The 3,616-nt window shown below is 61.8% G+C and carries 4 protein-coding genes; all 4 read right to left on the minus strand.

Annotated features, from left to right (window positions below; translation table 11 throughout):
• Positions 1 to 17 precede the first annotated feature (17 nt).
• The 4 genes from ccoP to ccoN are packed head-to-tail and all read right to left on the minus strand — an operon-like array spanning position 18 to position 3,239.
• Positions 18 to 995 carry a cytochrome-c oxidase, cbb3-type subunit III gene (gene ccoP / locus ACF8RA_RS00595; protein WP_176685181.1) on the minus strand — a complete coding sequence of 326 codons (978 nt, stop codon included), beginning with the start codon at positions 993 to 995 and terminating at the stop codon, positions 18 to 20.
• Positions 992 to 1,183, minus strand: a complete 192-nt coding sequence (locus tag ACF8RA_RS00600; RefSeq protein ID WP_003254287.1) for a CcoQ/FixQ family Cbb3-type cytochrome c oxidase assembly chaperone — start codon at positions 1,181 to 1,183, stop codon at positions 992 to 994. Before ACF8RA_RS00600 ends, ccoP begins: the two co-directional genes overlap by 4 nt.
• 5 nt (positions 1,184 to 1,188) lie before the next feature.
• Entirely contained in the window at positions 1,189 to 1,797 is a 609-nt protein-coding gene (gene ccoO / locus ACF8RA_RS00605; RefSeq protein ID WP_003254286.1) for a cytochrome-c oxidase, cbb3-type subunit II, read from the minus strand.
• A complete protein-coding gene (ccoN, locus tag ACF8RA_RS00610) occupies positions 1,797 to 3,239 on the minus strand; it encodes a cytochrome-c oxidase, cbb3-type subunit I (RefSeq protein WP_003254284.1) in 1,443 nt (480 codons plus the stop codon). Before ccoN ends, ccoO begins: the two co-directional genes overlap by 1 nt.
• Positions 3,240 to 3,616 lie beyond the last annotated feature (377 nt).

The following is a 3,616-nucleotide window of genomic DNA, read 5'->3' on the forward strand; positions in this document are numbered from 1 at the left end:
AAGAGGCCAGGCCTGCCTTACTCAGCCTTGGCCGGTTCAGCCTGGTGCGACAGGCTGTAAACATAAGCCGCCAGCAAGTGCACCTTGTCGTTGCCCTGCAGCTGTTCCTGGGCCGGCATCTGCCCCTGGCGACCATAACGAATGGTCTGCTGCAACTGGGCAAAGCTCGAACCGTAGATGAACGCCTGCGGGTGGGTCAGGTTCGGCGCGCCCATGGCGGGCGTACCTTTGCCTTCCGGCCCGTGGCAGGCCACGCAGTTGGCAGCAAAGATCTTCTGCCCGTTCTCGACATCGGCTTTCGCGCCCTCAGGCAGTGTGCGGCCATCGAGTTTGCTGACCACGAATGCAGCCACATCGGCCACGCCCTGGTCACCGATCACTTCGGCCCAGGCCGGCATCACGCCATGGCGACCACCCATGATGCTGGTCTTGATGGTTTCCGGCTCGCCACCCCAGCGCCAGTCATTGTCGGTGAGGTTGGGGAAGCCGAAGGCGCCCTTGGCGTCGGAACCGTGGCACACCGAGCAGTTGGAGGCGAACAGCCGCGCGCCCATTTTCAATGCCTGTGGGTCCTTGGCCACCTCCTCGATGGGCATGGCTGCGAACTTGGCGAAAATCGGCCCGAAGCGGGCGTCGGCCTTGGCCATTTCCTTTTCCCACTCGTGCACGCCGGTCCAGCCCGGCTGGCCGTTGGAAAACTCGGTCCGCTTGTCGTTATCCAGGTATGAATAGCCCGGCAGGACGCCTTTCCAGTTGCCCAGGCCCGGGTACAGCACCAGATAGCCGAGGGCGAAGATGATGGTGCCGACGAACAGCCAGAACCACCATTGCGGCAGCGGGTTGTCGTATTCCTCGATGCCATCGAAGGCATGCCCGACGGTTTCGTCGGTAACCTCTTCGCGCTGGCCCTTGCGGGTCGACAGCAGCAGCCAGGTCAACGAGAAGATGGTGCCCAGGGTCAGGACGGTAACGTACAGACTCCAGAAGGTTGTCATTGTTGTTTGCTCCCAGAAGCTTTTGCTTGCTCGACGTGCCGAGTGGCCTCGGGGTCATCCGCGAAGGGCAGTTGGGTCGCTTCGTCGAAGTCCTTTTTACGCCGTGGGTTGAATACCCACAGTGCCAGGCCCACGAAGGCCACCATCACCACGACGGTGCCCAGGCCGCGAATCATCCCGATATCCATCAGCGTCACCGTTTGCTCTTGATGATGGTGCCAAGACCCTGCAGGTACGCGACGATGGCGTCCATTTCGGTCTTGCCCTTGACCGCGTCACGTGCGCCGGCAATGTCGGCGTCGGTGTACGGGGTGCCGAGTGTGCGCAGCACTTCCATCTTCTTCGCGGTGTCTTTGCCGTCGAGCTTGTTCTCGACCAGCCACGGGTAGGAAGGCATCTTCGATTCCGGTACCACGTTGCGCGGGTTGTACAGGTGCGCACGGTGCCAGTCGTCGGAGTAGCGGCCACCGACGCGGGCCAGGTCCGGCCCGGTACGCTTGGAGCCCCACAGGAACGGGTGGTCCCACACGCTCTCGCCGGCTACCGAGTAATGGCCGTAACGCTCGGTTTCGGCACGGAACGGGCGGATCATCTGCGAGTGGCAGCCCACGCAGCCTTCGCGGATGTAGATATCACGGCCTTCCAGCTCCAGCGCGGTGCGCGGCTTCATGCCCTCGACCGGCTTGTTGGTGACGTCCTGGAAAAACAGCGGGACGATCTGGGTCAGGCCACCGACGCTCACGGCGATGACCATGAAGAAGGCCAGCAGGCCTATGTTCTTCTCGACGGCTTCATGCTTCATCAGTGCGCTCCCACAACGACGATCTTGGCGGCCTCTTCAGCCTGTGCCGGGTTGGCGGCACGTACGGTACGGAACACGTTGTAGGCCATCAGCAGCATGCCGCTGGCGAAGAACGCACCGCCCAGGGCGCGGACGATGTAGCCGGGGTGGCTGGCCTGCAGGGCTTCGACGAAGGAGTAGGTGAGGGTGCCGTCATCGTTGATGGCGCGCCACATCAGGCCCTGGGTGATGCCGTTGACCCACATCGAGGCGATATACAGCACGGTGCCGATGGTGGCCAGCCAGAAGTGCGCATTGATCAGGCCGATGCTGTGCATCTGCTCGCGGCCGTAGAGTTTCGGGATCATGTGGTACACGGCGCCGATCGAAATCATTGCCACCCAGCCGAGGGCGCCGGCGTGGACGTGGCCGATGGTCCAGTCGGTGTAGTGCGACAGTGAGTTCACGGTCTTGATGGCCATCATCGGGCCTTCGAAGGTGGACATGCCGTAGAACGCCAGCGACACCACCAGGAAGCGCAGGATCGGGTCGGTGCGCAGTTTGTGCCAGGCGCCCGACAGGGTCATCATGCCGTTGATCATGCCGCCCCAGCTTGGCGCCAGCAGGATGATCGACATTACCATGCCCAGCGACTGCGCCCAGTCAGGCAGGGCGGTGTAGTGCAGGTGATGCGGGCCGGCCCAGATGTACAGGGTGATCAGTGCCCAGAAGTGCACGATCGACAAGCGATACGAGTAGATCGGTCGCTCGGCCTGCTTGGGCACGAAGTAGTACATCATCCCCAGGAAACCGGTGGTGAGGAAGAAGCCCACGGCGTTGTGGCCGTACCACCACTGGATCATCGCGTCGGTGGCGCCGGAGTAGGCCGAGTAGGACTTGAACAGGCTCACCGGCAGCGAGATGTGGTTGACGATGTGCAACATCGCAGTCACCACGATGAAGGCGCCGTAGAACCAGTTGCCGACATAGATGTGCTTGGTCTTGCGCTTGACGATAGTGCCGAAGAACACCAGCCCGTAGGTAACCCAGACGATGGCCAGCAGGATCGCCAGCGGCCACTCGAGCTCGGCGTATTCCTTGGTGGTGGTGTAGCCCATCGGCAGGGTGATCAGCGCGCCGACGATCACGGCTTGCCAACCCCAGAAGGTGAAGGCGGCCATGCTGTCGGAGATCAGCCGGGTCTGGCAGGTGCGCTGCACCACGTAGTAGCTGGTGCCGAACAGCGCACAGCCCCCGAAGGCGAAGATCACCAGGTTGGTGTGCAGCGGGCGCAGGCGGCCGAAGCTGGTCCAGGGAAGGTCCAGGTTCAGCTGCGGCCACACCAGCTGCGAGGCGATGAAGACGCCGAGGCCCATGCCAAGGATCCCCCAGACCACCGTCATGATGGCGAACTGGCGGACGACCTTATAGTTATAAGCAGTCGGACTGATTGCTGTGCTCATTCTAAGGTTCCACGGTTTTGATGTTCTTGTTGGTCGAAAAATCGGCGCCAGTATTGATAACCGGCAAGGTTACCGCAACGCAACTTTGGTACGCCGACCCGTGTCCAGACCCGTTCACCGATGTCCCGCAGGGATCGGGTCTGGGCGATTGTACACAAATAAATATTTGTAATGTGTACCGTTTTTCACCTTTTTCTGATCGATCGGTCAGGCTTTTTCTGGGGCGGCGACAGGCCATGCGCCGCGTCTGCTCCGGTCCTTTCGGAGCGAAGCCCACTGAGGCAACAAGCTTAGTTGTGTTCGGTGGGGGTGCAAGGGAAGGGGACTGAGGCTGGTAGTGGGGCGGGGGAGTGCAAGGCTTGAGGGTTATGTGGGGC

Origin of the sequence: Pseudomonas sp. FYR_5, assembly GCF_043106315.1 — a bacterium.
Lineage (GTDB): Bacteria > Pseudomonadota > Gammaproteobacteria > Pseudomonadales > Pseudomonadaceae > Aquipseudomonas > Aquipseudomonas putida_Y.